Origin of the sequence: Litchfieldella xinjiangensis (assembly GCF_000759345.1) — a bacterium.
Classification (GTDB): domain Bacteria; phylum Pseudomonadota; class Gammaproteobacteria; order Pseudomonadales; family Halomonadaceae; genus Litchfieldella_A; species Litchfieldella_A xinjiangensis.
The window spans coordinates 677,261-691,822 of sequence record NZ_JPZL01000002.1; the positions used below are offsets into that span (position 1 = coordinate 677,261).

Here is a 14,562-nt window from a genome sequence, read left to right on the forward strand (position 1 = left end):
TTAGGTCTCACTTCTCGGTCAGCCGCCTGTCGCAGCCAGGGCAATAAAGAAACCGGCAATCGAAGCCGACATGAGGTTGGACAAGGTGCCTGCCAGCACCGCCTTGACGCCGAAGCGGGCGATGTCATGGCGTCGGCTGGGGGCAATGCTGCCCAGTCCGCCGAGCAGGATCGCGATCGACGATAGGTTGGCGAACCCGCACAGGGCGAAGGAGAGAACCGCCACGGTGTGTGCCGACATCGCTTCGCCGGTGGCGGCGACCATCTGCTCGCCATCGATATAGGGCGCCAGGTTGATGAAGGCGACGAATTCGTTGACCACCAGTTTCTGGCCGATGAACGAGCCGGCGAGCGTGGCTTCTTGCCAGGGCACACCGAGCAGGAACGCCAGCGGGGCGAACAGCCAGCCGAGCAGCAGCTCGAGGCTCAGGCTGTCCATGCCGAACCAGCCGCCGATGCCTCCCAGGATGCCATTGATCAGGGCAATCAAGCCGATGAACGCCAGCAGCATGGCCCCCACATTGGCCGCCAGACGCAGCCCCGAGGTGGCACCGGATGCGGCGGCATCGAGAACGTTCGAAGGCTTGTCTTCTTCCTGGATGCGCTCCTTGGCATCAGAAATGTCGTCATCGGGGGTTTCGGTTTCAGGCAGCAGCAACTTGGCGAATAGCAGGCCGCCGGGGGCGGCCATGAACGAGGCGGCCACCAGATATTCCATGGGAATGCCCAGTGCGGCGTAGCCGGCCAGTACCGAGCCGGCCACCGAGGCCAACCCCCCGCACATCACGGCGAACAGTTGAGAGGGCGTCATGCGTGCAATGAACGGCCGTACCACCAGGGGCGCTTCCGTCTGGCCGACGAAGATATTGGCGGTGGCCGACATCGACTCGGTGCGGGAAGTGCCCAGCGCCTTCTGCAGCAATCCCCCCAAGATACGTATGATCCATTGCATGATGCCCAGGTAGTAGAGCACGGCAATCAGCGAGGAGAAGAAGATAATGACCGGCAGCACACGAATGGCGAAGACGAACCCCACCGCGTCGATATTGGCGAGTCCGCCGAACAGGAAGTCGATGCCATTATTGGCGTAACTGACGACTTGGCTTACACCGTCGGAAATGGTTTTCAGGGTCGCCTGGCCAAAGGGGACATATAGCACGAAGGCACCGATGCCGGCCTGGATCAGGAAGGCGCCGCCCACGGTGCGCAAACGAATGGCGCGGCGATTGTAGGAGAAGACGATGGCGATGAGGATCAGCGTCGCCATCCCGACCAGACTCATGAAGATGGTCATGTCTACCTCGGGGTTGTCGTTGTTGGGTTTGCCGGACGGGCCGGGGCGATGGGTGGGTCATTCGGGTATCGAGTCAAAACTATAACATGCATGTTAATTTTCTAACATTTTTGCTGCCCGGTGAGCTGTCCTGGCTGGCTATTTGATCGCCAGTGACGCAGCATGAGCCGACAAGCAGTTGATCCATAAAGGATCGGGAACCAGGAATTCGACGTTGGCCAAAGAGAAACGGACGCACAAGGAGAAGGGAGCCTCGATGAACGGTCGTAGTGCAATGCGGTTATCGCGATTGCAGGAACTTCTGGCACGAGGCGGGACGATCCATCTATCGGAGGCCGCCGGGTTGTGTGGTGTCTCTGAGATGACTATTCGCCGCGATGTGGCCGCGAGCGAGGGGGCACTCGTCTTTATCGGCGGTCGTCTGGTCCTGGCCGACAACCCCCAGTATGCCCCGGTTTACAACCTCGATGCCGAGCAGGGCAGCCACATGCCAGCCAAGCACCGGTTGTGTGAACGGGCCGTGGCATTGGTTGAAGAAGGCGATACGCTTTTCATCGATTGTGGTACCACCCTGCTTCCCCTGGTCGGGGCATTGGCCGATCGTGGGCCGCTTACCGTGGTCACCTACGCGCTGAATGTGGCCGAGGCCGCCAGCCGAACGCCCAACCTGCGACTCGTGCTGCTCGGCGGACTCTATCATGCCAGCTCACAATCCTTCGGCAGTGATGAAATGGCGACGACCATACGCCGCCTGGGCATCAACAAGGCGTTCATTTCGGCAGCTGGCTTGCATGTCGAGCGGGGGGTGAGTTGTTTCCACTTTCATGAGGTGGCCGCCAAACAGGCGGCCATCGAGGCGGCCGAGCAGCGCATCCTGGTTGTGGACGACAGTAAGCTGGGACGGATTCGCCCCGCCTATTTCGCGGAGCTGGAGGAATTCGACTGGATCGTCACCCAGCGGGAGACGAATGAGGCGTTGCAGGGTCGCGGTAGCCCTCTGCCGCGACTCGCCCTGGCATGATTTGACCTGTGAGCTATTTCAAGCTGTCAGGGTGTACAGAAATAACAATGCGCCGGTGGCACGTTGAGCGGTTCGAAATCGCTGCGCACCTGGCTGAAGATACGCACGAGATCCGCCTTGGCCTTGGGTGAGAACTGGTAGATCAGCATCGAACCCGTCGGCTTCAGGGCTTGTTGGCTGCCCTCGAACAGACTCACACGCAATTCGTCGGGCATGGTGCTGAACGGCAACCCGGCCACGACATGGTCGGCTGCCCCCAGGCCATGATCCGACAGGATGTCCGCCACATTCTCGGCAGAGTCATGGATCACATCCAGTCGAGGGTCGAATAGCGTTTCGTTGAGGAAGTCGACAAAGTCCTCGTTGGTCTCCACCACGATCAGCCGCGCTTCGGGATGCATCCGCGCCAGAATCTCGCGGGTAATGGTGCCGACCCCAGGCCCGTATTCGACAATCACCCTGGCGTTTTCCCAGTCGGCCTGATCCAGTAACCGGCGCACCAGAAAGCCCGAGCTGGGAATGATCGAGCCCAACATGCGGGGATGCTTGAAGAAATTTCTGGCGAAAAGCATCCATTGACTGCGCTGGGAGGGCACGGGCTTTTCTGAGGTGCGAGGCTGGAAATCCATTGACCGTTCCTTATGTCGAATAACGTCACATTCCCACAACTCTAGGCTAACGCGGGGCCTGGGGAAAGGCACGAGGCTATCTGGTGCTCTAGATGGGGCGCGCCATGGCTCGCTGGACTATCGTTTGCTTGGGCATTGCAAGGCCTAATGTCGCACATGGCTGCGGCAAATCGTCCCTTCACAATGGCGCTCGGTATCGGCACCCTTTCCCACCCGCGGTCGCTTCCCCCGGCCGCGGGCAGTCTCACAGCAAGCCTGCCGCCCGTTGTTTCCTGAGGGCGGGTTACCCGACCAAGGTGCTGTGACGACTGTTAGCTAGCTAAAAAAAAGTGTGCTAATTTCCCGCTCCCCAGCCCTGACGAGGTCAAATCATGAGAGGAAATCGCCGCTTGCGCGTGCTCGGCGTCTTGCTGTTGACGGCGTTACCCTTGCTTCTGGCCGGTTGTAGTTCGGCATTGCTGGATCCCAAGGGCGAGGTCGGTATGGAGCAGCGTACGCTGATCCTCACCGCCTTCGGTTTGATGCAAATCGTGGTCATCCCCGTCATTGTCATGACGCTGCTGTTCGCCTGGCGTTACCGTCGCAGTAACCACAAGGCTGCCTACAATCCCGATTGGGCGCACAACAACTGGATCGAAGCCATCGTCTGGTTGATACCGTGCGTGATCATCGTGTTCCTGGCGGGTCTCACCTGGTACACGTCACACAGCCTCGATCCGCACAGGTCCCTGGCCGAAGACGGTGAAGAGCTTGAAATCCAGGCGGTATCGCTGGATTGGAAGTGGCTGTTCATCTATCCCGAGCAGGGCATCGCCACGGTCAATGAGGTGGCCTTCCCTGCCAATGTCCCGGTGCGCTTCCGGGTCAGCTCCGGATCGGTAATGAACGCATTCTTCATTCCCCACCTGGGCAGCCAGATCTATGCCATGGCCGGCATGGACAACGATGTGCATCTGATAGCCAATCACGAAGGCACCTACGAAGGTCGCTCCACGAATTACAGTGGCGCCGGCTTCTCGGAAATGACCTTCGAGGCCATGGCTACCTCGCCCGAAGAGTTCGACAGCTGGGTCGAAGGCGTTCGCGAATCGTCGCAGACGCTCACCTTCCCTGACGGCTATGCCGAACTGGTGGAACCGACCATCAACCACCCGGTTGAGTATTTCTCGAGTGTGTCATCGGGGCTGTACGAAGACATCGTGTCGAGCTTCCTCGGGGGTAGTGAAGGCATCCACGTGCCGCCGTCCGATGGCGGGCATGGACATACCGATCATCGTGCCGGTGAGGAGAGCCATGAAGATCATGGCGAGATCTCGCCCACCAGCGCGGAGGCAGCGGAGTAAATCATGTTCGGAAAACTCAGCTTGGACGCCATTCCTACCCATGACCCGATCATCATGATCGTGGCGGTAGTAATGGGAATCGGCGCGATTGCGCTGCTTGGCGCTATCACCTATTACCGCAAGTGGGGTTGGCTGTGGTCGGAGTGGTTCACCACCGTCGACCACAAGAAGCTTGGCATCATGTATTTCATCGTCGCCCTGGTGATGCTGATCCGTGGCTTCTCCGACGCCATCATGATGCGTATCCAGCAGGCCATGTCCGTGGCCGGTGCGGAGGGCTACCTGCCCCCCGATCATTTCGATCAGATCTTTACCGCGCATGGCGTGATCATGATCTTCTTCGTCGCCATGCCCATGGTCATCGGTCTGATGAACCTGGTAGTGCCGTTGCAGATCGGTGCGCGTGACGTGGCATACCCGTTCCTGAACAACCTCAGCTTCTGGCTGTTCGTGGCGGGTGCCGCGCTGGTCAACGTTTCGCTCGTCATCGGTGAGTTCGCCACGACCGGCTGGCTGGCCTACGCCCCCTTGTCGGGGATCGAGTACAGTCCCGGGGTGGGGGTCGATTACTGGATATGGGCGTTACAGATATCGGGGATAGGCACGACGCTGACGGGGATCAACTTCTTCGTCACCATTCTCAAGATGCGCGCGCCGGGCATGACGCTGTTTCGCATGCCGATCTTCACCTGGACGTCGCTGTGCTCCAATGTGCTGATCATCGCCTCGTTCCCGATCCTGACGGCGACGGTTGCCCTGTTGACGCTGGATCGCTACATGGGGATGCACTTCTTCACCAATGATTTTGGCGGCAACATGATGATGTACGTCAATCTCATCTGGGCCTGGGGGCACCCCGAAGTCTATATCCTGATCCTGCCGGCGTTCGGCGTATTCTCGGAAGTGGTCGCGACGTTCTCGCGCAAGCGGCTGTTCGGCTACAAGACCATGGTCTGGGCCACGGTGTGCATTACGCTGCTGTCGTTCATCGTCTGGCTGCACCACTTCTTCACCATGGGAGCGGGGGCCAACGTCAATGCCTTCTTCGGCATCATGACGATGATCATCGCGATCCCCACCGGCGTGAAGGTATTCAACTGGCTGTTTACCATGTATCGCGGCAGCCTCGAGATGTCGACGCCGATGCTGTGGACGATCGGTTTCATCATCACCTTCACCATTGGTGGCATGACCGGGGTGATGCTGGCGGTGCCGGCGGCCAACTTCGTGCTGCACAACAGCCTGTTCGTCATTGCACACTTCCACAACGTCATCATCGGTGGGGTGCTGTTCGGCATGCTGGCGGGGCTGATCTACTGGTTCCCGAAGGCCTTCGGCTTCAAGCTCGACGAGAAGTGGGGCAAGCGCAGCTTCTGGTTCTGGCTGATCGGGTTCTACGTGGCCTTCATGCCGCTCTATGTGCTGAGCTTCCATGGGGCCGTGCGCCGCATGCAATCCTACGGTCCTGAGGAATGGCAGATATGGTTCATCGTCGCGCTGGTCGGTGCGCTGCTGATCATGGCAGGTATTGTCTGCACCGCGATCCAGCTCTACGTGAGCATCAAGAACCGCCATCATCCCGCCTATGTCGATGTCAGTGGCGACCCGTGGGACGGCCGTACCCTGGAGTGGTCGGTGGCCTCGCCCGCGCCGCACTATAACTTCGCCCACCTGCCGCAGATCGGTCAGATCGACGACTTCTGGGAAATGAAGCGCCAAGGACGTGTGACCGTGAACGAAGGGCCTTACGAGCCGATCCACATGCCGCGCAATACTGCAGCCGGTCCCATCATCAGCCTGTTTTCGGTAGTGGTCGGGTTTGGCCTGGTCTGGCATATCTGGTGGCTGGCCATTGTCGGTGCGCTGGGCTGCCTGGTGAGCTTCCTGGCCCGCGTGTTCAACGACGACATCGATTACTACGTGCCCGCAGAAGAGGTCGAACGGACCGAGCGTGCCCACCAGCAGCGTCTCGAGGAATATCGCAAGTGGCTGGAGGCGCATCCTGAGGAGAACCCCAACGCTCAAGTCAGGATGGAGGGCTAACCATGGCGAGTGAATCAATGAGTCAACATGGCGATCATGCGCACCCGGAAACCCATGCGCATCACGACACCGGCAGCATCAAGGTATTCGGTTTCTGGGTCTACCTGATGAGCGACCTGGTGATCTTCGGGTCACTGTTCGCCACCTACGCCGTGCTCCTTCGGGGCACGGCCGGGGGCCCCTCCGGGGCCGATATCTTCGACCTGCCGTTGATACTGGCCGGCACCTTCCTGCTGCTGATCAGTAGTTTTACCTATGGCATGGCCGTACTCGCCATGACCGCGGAGAAGGTCAAGCAGCTCTCCGCCTGGCTGATCGTGACCTTCCTGCTCGGGGCGGGGTTCATCGCGCTGGAAATCTATGAATTCCAGCACCTGATCCACGAAGGCTACGGGCCCGATCGCAGCGCCTTCCTGTCGGCGTTCTTCACCCTGGTGGGTACCCACGGCCTGCACGTGTTCTTTGGCCTGATCTGGATCCTGGTGGTACTGGTCCAGCTCAAGACCAAGGGACTCAACGACATGACGCGTCCACGCATCCTGTGCCTGAGCCTGTTCTGGCACTTCCTGGATATCGTGTGGATCTGCGTATTCTCGTTCGTCTACCTGATGGGGGTTCTGTGACATGAAGGATGCACCCGCTTCACACGGCAGCGTCAAGTCCTATGTGACCGGTCTGATCCTGTCGATCGTCCTGACCATCATTCCCTTCGCGGTGGTCATGGGCGACATGCTGGATACGGCGCCAACAATATGGGTCATCGTGGCTACCGCCGTCATGCAGATCCTGGTCCAGCTGATCATGTTCATGCATATGGATACCAAGCAGGAGGAGGGCTGGAATTTCATGTCCTTCGTCTTCACTGTGACGGTTCTCGCCCTGGTCGTTGGAGGTTCGTTGTGGATCATGCACCATCTGCATCTCAACATGATGATCGGCTGACGTTGCGCCGGGCCACTTGGGGCGACTATGTCGCCCTCACCAAGCCGGGCATCATCGGCGGCAATACGATCTCAGTGATGGGCGGCTACTTCCTGGCCGCCCGCGGCGAATTCGATCTCCTGGTGTTTGCGTCTGCGGTACTGGGGCTGGCACTGGTGATCGCATCGGGCTGCGCGTTCAACAATGTCATCGATCGCGATATCGATGCGGTAATGCGGCGCACCCGCGGCCGTCCGCTGGTTCAGGGGCGGATCACTCCCACGGCCGCGCTTGGCTTCGCCACCCTGCTTGGGGTGGCGGGCTTCGTACTGTTGGCCCTGGGCACCAATGTCCTGGCGGTGGGCTTGGCCGGTTTCGGCTTTGCCATCTATGTAGGGGCGTACAGCCTCTACATGAAGCGTCATTCGGAGTACGGCACGCTGGTGGGAAGCCTCTCCGGGGCGATGCCACCGGTCGTCGGCTACTGCGCGGTGACCGGTCAGTTCGACGGTGGGGCGCTGACCCTGCTTGCGATCTTCTGTCTTTGGCAGATGCCGCACTCCTACGCCATCGCCATCTTCCGTCGTGAGGATTACCAGGCCGCCTCGATACCGGTACTGCCCGTCGTCCGCGGCATTGCCACGGCACGCCACTATATCCTCGGCTACATCCTGGCCTTCGTGGCGGCATCGCTGGCGCTGGGCGTGGCCGGGTATGCTGGCCCCGGGTATCTGTTCATCGCGCTGATCATGGGAGGCTACTGGCTCTACCTGGCCATGCAGGGCTATCGCATTCGTGATGAAGAGCGCTGGGCCAAGCGTGTGTTTGGCTTCTCGATCCTTACCATCACGGCACTCAGCCTGATGATGTCGCTTGACGCTTACCTGGTATCTTTCTCACCGCTCTGGAATGAATTTTACTGAGCGAGGGAAGGCACGGCGGTCGGGCATTGGCCTATATTGGCTAATATACGACCGTGGTCGTATGTCCCGGCCGCACGCCGGGCATCGAACAAAAGGAGGCTTGGTATGCTGACGCACGTCTGGGGATTGATGGCCCATCCGCATCGTGAATGGAGACAGATGCGGGAAGAGCGCGAAACGATCACGCACCTTTACGCGCACCACGTTCTGCTAATGGCTGCGGTTCCCGTGGTCTGCGCTTACATCGGCACGACTCAGGTCGGCTGGGGCCTGGGAGGCGAGCGAACGATCCAGCTCAACTATCTGGATGCCTTCTATGCCGGCGTAGTGTTCTACCTGACCATTCTGGCGGCGGTCTTTGCCGTGGGCAGCGTGATCCGCTGGATGGCCAAGCGCTATGCCTCGCCACCCAGCCGGCGTCGGTGTGTCATCTTTGCCGGCTACCTCGCGACGCCGATGTTCCTGAGTGGGGTGGTGGCCCTCTACCCACTGGTCTGGCTATGCCTGCTGGCGGGTATCCTGGGGCTTTGCTATACCGCATACCTGCTTTATGTGGGTATGCCGGCTTTCCTGGGTATCGATAGCGAGGAGAGCTTTATCGTCTCCAGCGTGACCCTGGCATTCGGGATACTGGTTCTCGAGGCGATGCTGGCGGCGACCGTTCTGCTATGGGGCTATGGCGAGCGAATACTGCTGACCCTGCTGCTCAACTGATGAGCAGTGACTATCCTTCGATGCAGGCATGAAGGATAGCGAGAGACGGGATAGGGCGAACCACGCCCTATCCCGTTTTACTTTATGGGTCGCTCAGCTCCCCGCATCGCGTTGGGCGGCCTGTATCGCGGTCAATGCGATGGTATAGACGATATCGTCGACCAGGGCGCCCCGCGAGAGATCGTTTACCGGTTTGTTGAGGCCCTGCAGCATGGGGCCGACACTGACCACCTTGGCGCTACGCTGCACGGCCTTGTAGGTCGTATTGCCGGTATTGAGGTCGGGAAAGACGAACACCGTGGCCTGGCCGGCCACTGGAGAGTCGGGTGCCTTCTGGCGCCCCACGCTGTCGATGGCGGCGGCATCGTACTGCAGCGGGCCATCGATCAGCAGCTCGGGGGCACGCTCGCGAGCGATGCGGGTCGCTTCGCGTACCTTGTCGACGTCCGAGCCGCTGCCCGACTCACCGGTGGAATAGCTGATCATGGCGACCTTGGCCTCGATGCCGAAGGCAATGGCCGAGCGCGCACTCTGAATGGCAATTTCGGCCAGCTCTTCGGGATTGGGGTCGGGATTTACCGCACAGTCGCCATAGACCACCACCTGCTCGGGCAGCAGCATGAAGAAGATCGACGATACCAGGCGATAGTCCGGCGCCGTCTTGATCAACTGGAAGGCAGGCCGCACGGTATTGGCGGTGGTATGCACAGCGCCCGAGACCAGACCATCCACATCACCCTGGTAGAGCATCATGGTGCCGAGCACCACGGTGTCCTGTAGCTGGGCCTCTGCCATCGGTTCGTTGAGCTTGCCGCGGCGGCGCTCGACCATGGCCGCAACATAATTCATGTAGATGCTGTCGGGATCGATGATCTCCAGATCAGCGGGCAGATCGATGCCACGTGTCCTGGCGACGTTCTCAACCTCCTCGCGCTTGGCCAGCAATACGCAATGCGCCAGGCCGCGTCGTTGACAGAGGGCGGCAGCTTCGATGGTGCGCGGCTCATTGCCCTCGGGAAGAACGATGCGTTTTTTCGCCTGCTGGGCTTTCTGTACCAACTGATGCCGAAATGCCGACGGCGACAGGCGGCGTGGGTAACCGCGGCTGAGATGGTCCTTGAGCCACTGGAGATCGATATGGCCGGCGACGAAGCGGGCGACCTGGTCGGCACGCTCCAGATCGTCCACGGGGATTTCGTTGCTCATGCGGCTCAGGTCCTGGACGGTATTGAAACTGTTGGTTTCGACCGCCATAACCGGCAGCCCGGTCTTCAGCGCCGGGGTACAGGCATCGATCATCGCCTGATTGGGCAGATAGCCATTGGTTAGCATGACCCCTGCCAGCGGCGTCCCGTTCATGGTGACCAGGGCGGCGGCCAGCAGGATGTCGTCACGATCGCCCGAGGTGACGATCAGGCTTCCGGGCTTGAACACGTCCAGGGCATGGGCGGCACGGCGCCCGCATAAACTGGTGGCCAGCACGCGGCGGCTGTCGGCGTCGCCCTCGTTGAGCCACTTGGCACCGACGGCGGCCGCTACATCGCGAATACGCGGCACGCTCAGGGTATCGCTGAACGGCACCACGCCGATCATGTGGAAGCGGTCGGTGGCGAGTGCCGGGGCGTAGCGCCGCAGTTCGGTGACGAGCGCGTCATCCAGCGGGGCAGAGCCAGCGCCCGGTGCGATAGGGATTTCGCTGGTGGCATTGGGCAGGTGCTTCATGCGCATGAGAATACAGCCCAGGGTACGGGCGGAGGCGAGGCCACCAAAGCTGCGCGCATGAATATCGAGTTGCTCGGCGAGCTCGCGGGGGGCGTGGTAGTCGCCCGTGCCGACGAAAATGATACGTGCGTCCAGCGCATGGGCCAGGTGCGCATTCAGTTGGTTGGCGTAGGTGCTGTGTTCGGTCGACACCAGCCCTTCGACCACGACGATATCCTGCTCGATATTCTCATCGTCAGCTGCCTGCTGATGAAGCTCGACCACGGTCTCGAGCAGCTCATCCAGCTTGTCTTCTCGCAGGGCGCGCTCGATGCGCTCCTGCGGAATGGAAGGGGGCGGTGAAAGGTTCATGGCCCGCGCTACCAGGGCGCTTGAGCGATCCGGGCCGGGGCCGTTGAGCTCTTGCTGCATGAAGGGCTTGAGGAAGCCTGCTTTCAAGCCGATCGAGTCGAGGGCCTTGATCAGGCCCAGGCAGGCTGACGTCAAACCGGTTCCCACCGCAGTGGGGACCATCAGCAGGGTCTGTGTCTTGGGTCTATTCGGCGTCGGTGTCATGCGCGAGCATCCAGTACCTGTTGAGTTTCGCGAGCGATCTGGCTCTCTTCGTCGGTCGGAATGACCCAGACACGGGGCGTGGCGTGATTGCCGCTATCGATACGCTGGCAGGCGCCTCGCACGGTCGAGGTATTGGCGGCATCGTCCAACGTCAAGCGGAAGTGCGGCAGGGCGGCGACCACCTTGTGTCGCACCAGCGGCGAGTTCTCGCCGATTCCGCCGGTAAAGACGAGACCTGTCAGTTCGGGCAGGGCGCAGGAGAGACTCGCCAACGATTTGGCGATGCGATAGCAGAACACCTCGAGGGCGAGCTGGGCGCCGGCATGGCCTTCGCTGGCGGCCCGTTCGATCTGACGCATGTCGTTGGACAGGCCCGACAGGCCGAGCAGTCCGCTCTGCTTGTTGAGCAGGCGGTCGATGTCGTCCAGCGACCAACCCAGCTCGCGGCCCAGATGGGCGTGCAAGCCGGGATCGACATCGCCGCTGCGGGTTCCCATGACGACGCCCTCCAGCGGCGTCAGGCCCATGCTGGTGTCCAGGCTCTTCCCTTCCCATACCGCACAGGTAGAACAGCCGTTACCCAGGTGCGCGGTCAACCAGCCGTTGGCGGTGCCGCCTTCGAGCCGGTCGGCCTGGCGACTTACATAGGCATGGCTGGTGCCGTGGAAGCCATAACGACGTATGCCATGCTCGCGATAGAGCGAATCGGGCACTGCATAGCGGTAGGCGTGCGGTGGCAAGGTCTGGTGGAACGCGGTATCGAAGACGGCGACCTGGGTCAGGTGCGGGAAGATTCGCTGTGTGGCATCGATGCCGGCCAGGTTGGCCGGGTTGTGCAGGGGCGCCAGCGCTGCCGTTTCGTGAATACTGCGTATCACGTCCTCGTCGATGATCGCGGCCCGGGTGAAGCGCTCGCCGCCATGCACGATGCGATGTCCCACCGCTACCGGTGGCGTGTCGCCCAGGTGGGAAAGGATCGCTTCGAGGGCGGCCATGTGGTCGGCGCCCGGCAAAGCGTGCTCGCGTTTGCTGCCCTGGGTGTCGGTTGTCTCGAGGCGAGCCTCTGGACTTCCCAGGCGCTCGGCGAGTCCCACCAGCCGGGGTGCATCGGGCTCCCGTGAGATCAGCGCATACTTGATCGATGACGAGCCGCAATTGATGACCAGTATGGGATCTTTCATTGGCATACGATCCTTTGCGATGACATAGGTGCGCCGGCTACCTGAGAGAGGCCGGCGCGGCGCAATGTGATGCCCAGACTTTAGTTTATAATCGCCTCTCTCACATGGTCGGGCATAGGCTCTGAGACACTCGGCTTCAGGCGAAGTCGGCTTCTCGCCGTGGCAGGGCGCGCGGCATCGCTGTCGTGTCGGGAGCGTGCGATGGATGACGTAAGGCATCGGCCCCAGGCGCCTGCGTCTGACTGACACGGAACTCGCCCACCAATGCCGACATGTCGTTGGCCTGGTCGTCGAGGGAACGACTGGCGGCAGAGACCTCCTCGACCAGGGCGGCGTTCTGCTGGGTGACGTCTTCGAGCTGGGCGACGGCCTGGTTGATCTGCTCGATACCGGCCGACTGCTCCTGGGACGCAGCGGCGATATCGGCGATCAGCTTGGCGACCTGACCGATCCGGCCGGCAATCGCATCCAGAGTATCGCTGGTGGTCGAGACCAGCTGGCTGCCATCGGTGATGGTCGTTACGTTGTTCTGAATGAGTTGACGAATGCGCTGCGCTTCACCGGCGCTCCGGCTGGCCAACTGGCGAACCTCGGCGGCAACGACTGCGAAGCCATGGCCGTGCTCGCCGGCGCGTGCCGCCTCCACCGATGCATTGAGCGCCAGCAGGTTGGTCTGGAAGGCGATGCTGTCGATGGCGGCAACGATGGCGGTGACCTGCTGGTTGGCATTTTGGATCTGGGTCATGGCATCGCGGGCCTGTATCGCTACCTGGCTGGCCTCACGCGCCTGGTCGGCGACCTGTTCGGACATACCCTGGGCCTGGTGGGCGTTATCGGCGGCCTGACGCACCGTCGCGGTAATTTCCTCCATGCTCGAGGCCGTTTGCACCAGCGAGGCCGACTGCTCCTCGGTGCGCTGGGCCAGGTCCTGGTTCCCTTGGGCGATCTCGCCGCTGGCGACTTCGATGGACAATGCGCTTTGCTGGATATTGCCCACCAGCCGCTCGGTTTCTTCGGTCGATGCGTTGAAGGCCTGGTAGAGGCGCGAGAGCTCGTCGCTTCCCGGCACGTCCAGACGTTGGGTCAAGTCGCCACCGCGCTGAGAAATAGCCTGCAGGGCGCGCTCCAACGGACGAACCATGGCGCGAACGATCAGTAGAGACAGACCGATGGCCAGCAGCGCGGCCAATGCGGCGACGGCCATATAGCCGAACAGGGCCATGCGAGCCTCCTGCAACAGCGCATGCTCCATGGCCAACAAGTCGGTCTCGAACTGGTCTTCCAGGGTCTTGAGCCGTTCGATCTTGACGGTCTGCCAGGCGAACCACTGCTGGGGATCGACACCGAACCGGCCGCGGGTCGAGCGTGCCATGACCCGCTCGCGCAAGTCATTCAGACGCTCGATATCGGCCCCTGACAGGGCGGTTTCGGCCTGGGCGCGCATGTCGTGGGTCGCCAGGGTACGGAAGCTTTGAAGAAACGCGGCTTCCTCGCCGATCAGGGTCAGAAAGCGCTGATAGAGCGCGGGCTCGATCTTGTCCGCGGCAAAGGCGTTGGCGAGTAGGGCGCGCTCGATACCGGCGAGGTCCTTGGCTTCCAGCAGGGCGTAATAGGCACCAAGGTTACGGGTGACCTCTGCCTGCTGCGTGGCGTGCACGATCTGGCCGATCATCGCCAATACTGTCTGGTTTAGCTGGGTGTAGTAGCCGATGGCCTCGGCGGTCGGTACCGAGAGCGAATCGACACGACGGCGTATGTCGGCGCTCGCGTTCCACTGACTCTTCAGTGCCGAAAGCTGCCGGGCGATGTCGCTCTCCTGACTGACTTTCAGCGTGGCGTAGGTCTCGAGCAGCGCAGCGACCTGCCGCTCGGTGACGAGGCGCTGGTTACGCAGTTCGTCGCGGAAGGTTTGGCCGCCACTGCCCAGGAAACCGGAGGTCATGCCGCGCTCCCGTTGGGATTCGTGCATGAGTTTTCCGGCTTCTTGGGCCACTTGAGTCAGTGAGGTTAAATGGGTCATCTCGCTGACGACTTGCTGGCGCTCGATGATCCCGGCAATGGCAAAATAGGCCATGGCCAGCAGGGGCAGGAGCAGGGCCAAAGCAAACTTGCGGCCAACGGGAATACGGTGCAGTAGCGACGTCATGTGAACTCTCTCTTAAGAACAGGGGGTCGGGCAGGAAAAGAGCGCCGTGTTGTTCCTGCCTTGTTATGCGA

The 14,562-nt window shown here is 61.1% G+C and carries 12 protein-coding genes; 7 read left to right on the forward strand and 5 right to left on the reverse strand.

What is annotated here, in order from left to right; genetic code table 11:
• Positions 1-18 precede the first annotated feature (18 nt).
• Complete coding sequence (locus JH15_RS10495) at positions 19-1,293, reverse strand: NupC/NupG family nucleoside CNT transporter (protein WP_043530014.1); 1,275 nt, start codon at positions 1,291-1,293, stop codon at positions 19-21.
• A 256-nt stretch (positions 1,294-1,549) separates the two neighbouring features.
• On the opposite strand from JH15_RS10495, the gene JH15_RS10500 reads away from it, so the two are divergent.
• Positions 1,550-2,314: a DeoR/GlpR family DNA-binding transcription regulator gene (locus JH15_RS10500; RefSeq protein WP_043530016.1), complete on the forward strand. Its 765-nt coding sequence runs from the start codon at positions 1,550-1,552 to the stop codon at positions 2,312-2,314.
• Positions 2,315-2,340: 26 nt separating this feature from the next.
• Here the strand turns inward: JH15_RS10500 and JH15_RS10505 are convergent, their stop codons facing one another.
• Positions 2,341-2,943 carry a class I SAM-dependent methyltransferase gene (locus tag JH15_RS10505; protein WP_052384034.1) on the reverse strand — a complete coding sequence of 201 codons (603 nt, stop codon included), beginning with the start codon at positions 2,941-2,943 and terminating at the stop codon, positions 2,341-2,343.
• A 371-nt stretch (positions 2,944-3,314) separates the two neighbouring features.
• Here JH15_RS10505 and cyoA point away from each other — a divergent pair, with 371 nt between their 5' ends.
• The 6 genes from cyoA to JH15_RS10535 all read left to right on the forward strand — a co-directional run bounded on the left by cyoA (position 3,315) and on the right by JH15_RS10535 (position 8,887).
• Positions 3,315-4,286, forward strand: a complete 972-nt coding sequence (gene cyoA, locus JH15_RS10510) for a ubiquinol oxidase subunit II (RefSeq protein ID WP_043530018.1) — start codon at positions 3,315-3,317, stop codon at positions 4,284-4,286.
• A gap of 3 nt (positions 4,287-4,289) precedes the next feature.
• Positions 4,290-6,329, forward strand: coding sequence for a cytochrome o ubiquinol oxidase subunit I (cyoB, locus tag JH15_RS10515; protein ID WP_052384035.1), 2,040 nt, complete (start codon positions 4,290-4,292; stop codon positions 6,327-6,329).
• 2 nt (positions 6,330-6,331) lie between these two features.
• Positions 6,332-6,952, forward strand: coding sequence for a cytochrome o ubiquinol oxidase subunit III (gene cyoC / locus JH15_RS10520; RefSeq protein ID WP_043530020.1), 621 nt, complete (start codon positions 6,332-6,334; stop codon positions 6,950-6,952).
• A gap of 1 nt (position 6,953) precedes the next feature.
• Positions 6,954-7,271 carry a cytochrome o ubiquinol oxidase subunit IV gene (gene cyoD, locus JH15_RS10525; RefSeq protein WP_043530022.1) on the forward strand — a complete coding sequence of 106 codons (318 nt, stop codon included), beginning with the start codon at positions 6,954-6,956 and terminating at the stop codon, positions 7,269-7,271.
• Positions 7,229-8,173 (forward strand): heme o synthase, encoded by a 945-nt coding sequence (cyoE, locus tag JH15_RS10530; protein ID WP_043530025.1) that lies wholly within the window; start codon positions 7,229-7,231, stop codon positions 8,171-8,173. The genes cyoD and cyoE overlap by 43 nt, the downstream gene beginning before the upstream one ends.
• 105 nt (positions 8,174-8,278) lie before the next feature.
• A complete protein-coding gene (locus JH15_RS10535; protein ID WP_081948981.1) occupies positions 8,279-8,887 on the forward strand; it encodes a Yip1 family protein in 609 nt (202 codons plus the stop codon).
• Between the two features lie 93 nt (positions 8,888-8,980).
• On the opposite strand, the gene pta is transcribed toward JH15_RS10535, so the two are convergent.
• The 3 genes from pta to JH15_RS10550 all read right to left on the reverse strand — a co-directional run bounded on the left by pta (position 8,981) and on the right by JH15_RS10550 (position 14,491).
• A complete protein-coding gene (gene pta, locus JH15_RS10540; protein ID WP_043530028.1) occupies positions 8,981-11,164 on the reverse strand; it encodes a phosphate acetyltransferase in 2,184 nt (727 codons plus the stop codon).
• Positions 11,161-12,345: an acetate/propionate family kinase gene (locus tag JH15_RS10545; protein ID WP_043530030.1), complete on the reverse strand. Its 1,185-nt coding sequence runs from the start codon at positions 12,343-12,345 to the stop codon at positions 11,161-11,163. The genes pta and JH15_RS10545 overlap by 4 nt, the downstream gene beginning before the upstream one ends.
• A 136-nt stretch (positions 12,346-12,481) precedes the next feature.
• Positions 12,482-14,491 (reverse strand): methyl-accepting chemotaxis protein, encoded by a 2,010-nt coding sequence (locus JH15_RS10550; RefSeq protein WP_081948982.1) that lies wholly within the window; start codon positions 14,489-14,491, stop codon positions 12,482-12,484.
• Positions 14,492-14,562: the final 71 nt, after the last annotated feature.

Bases quoted from the DNA above. Each gene is read 5' to 3' on its own strand.
- JH15_RS10500 (WP_043530016.1), top strand. From the start codon at position 1,550: ATGAACGGTCGTAGTGCAATGCGGTTATCGCGATTGCAGGAACTTCTG.
- JH15_RS10535 (WP_081948981.1), top strand. From the start codon at position 8,279: ATGCTGACGCACGTCTGGGGATTGATGGCCCATCCGCATCGTGAATGG.
- cyoB (WP_052384035.1), top strand. From the start codon at position 4,290: ATGTTCGGAAAACTCAGCTTGGACGCCATTCCTACCCATGACCCGATC.
- JH15_RS10545 (WP_043530030.1), bottom strand. From the start codon at position 12,345: ATGAAAGATCCCATACTGGTCATCAATTGCGGCTCGTCATCGATCAAG.
- pta (WP_043530028.1), bottom strand. From the start codon at position 11,164: ATGACACCGACGCCGAATAGACCCAAGACACAGACCCTGCTGATGGTC.
- JH15_RS10550 (WP_081948982.1), bottom strand. From the start codon at position 14,491: ATGACGTCGCTACTGCACCGTATTCCCGTTGGCCGCAAGTTTGCTTTG.
- cyoC (WP_043530020.1), top strand. From the start codon at position 6,332: ATGGCGAGTGAATCAATGAGTCAACATGGCGATCATGCGCACCCGGAA.
- JH15_RS10505 (WP_052384034.1), bottom strand. From the start codon at position 2,943: ATGGATTTCCAGCCTCGCACCTCAGAAAAGCCCGTGCCCTCCCAGCGC.
- JH15_RS10495 (WP_043530014.1), bottom strand. From the start codon at position 1,293: ATGACCATCTTCATGAGTCTGGTCGGGATGGCGACGCTGATCCTCATC.
- cyoA (WP_043530018.1), top strand. From the start codon at position 3,315: ATGAGAGGAAATCGCCGCTTGCGCGTGCTCGGCGTCTTGCTGTTGACG.
- cyoD (WP_043530022.1), top strand. From the start codon at position 6,954: ATGAAGGATGCACCCGCTTCACACGGCAGCGTCAAGTCCTATGTGACC.